The sequence below is a fragment of the Heliobacterium mobile genome, from assembly GCF_009720735.1.
In the GTDB taxonomy this organism is placed as follows: domain Bacteria; phylum Bacillota; class Desulfitobacteriia; order Heliobacteriales; family Heliobacteriaceae; genus Heliobacterium; species Heliobacterium mobile.
On sequence record NZ_WNKU01000118.1, the window covers coordinates 1 to 772 of the forward strand.

A 772-nucleotide genomic window follows, 5' to 3' on the forward strand; every position below is an offset into this window, starting at 1 on the left:
GGGCCTATAGCTCAGCTGGCTAGAGCGTACGACTGATAATCGTAAGGTCGGTGGTTCGAGTCCACCTAGGCCCACCATCATCTTTCTGCGTAAGCGGAAGTTTGTTCCTTGAAAACTGCACAGAGGTAAATGTAAAGCGCAAGCAATGATGATTGTGGCATTGATGCTTTGGTACATTGGTATTTCTAGTACCAAGGGAACAAAACAGAACGAAGCAATCCATCATTACAATAAGGTCAAGTTAGTAAGGGCATACGGTGGATGCCTAGGCGCTGAGAGGCGAAGAAGGGCGCGGATAACTGCGAAAAGCCACGGTGAGCCGTAAGCAGGCATAGACCCGTGGATACCCGAATGGGGCAACCCGTCCGGAGTCATATCCGGACATCGCTGACTGAATCCATAGGTCAGTGAAGCCAACCCGGGGAACTGAAACATCTAAGTACCCGGAGGAAAAGAAATCAACTGAGATTCCCCCAGTAGCGGCGAGCGAACGGGGAAAAGCCTAAACCGTCTCTTCGGAGGCGGGGTTGCGGGACCTTCATCCCGAATGAATCATCCTAGTCGAAGCGGTCTGGAAAGGCCCGGCACAGCAGGTAACACCCCTGTAGGCGAAAGGACGAGCCATTCCGAAGGGATCCCAAGTACCGCGGGGCACGTGAAATCCCGTGGGAATCCGGGGGGACCACCCTCCAAGGCTAAATACTCCTCAGCGACCGATAGTGAACCAGTACCGTGAGGGAAAGGTGAAAAGCACCCCGGAAGGGGAGTGAAA

General features: G+C 53.5%; 1 tRNA gene and 1 rRNA gene. Both read left to right on the forward strand.

The features are described from left to right. A tRNA-Ile gene (locus tag GJ688_RS20055) sits at positions 1 to 77 on the forward strand. A 157-nt stretch (positions 78 to 234) separates the two neighbouring features. Further along, positions 235 to 772 (forward strand): 23S ribosomal RNA (locus tag GJ688_RS20060); the annotation flags it as partial.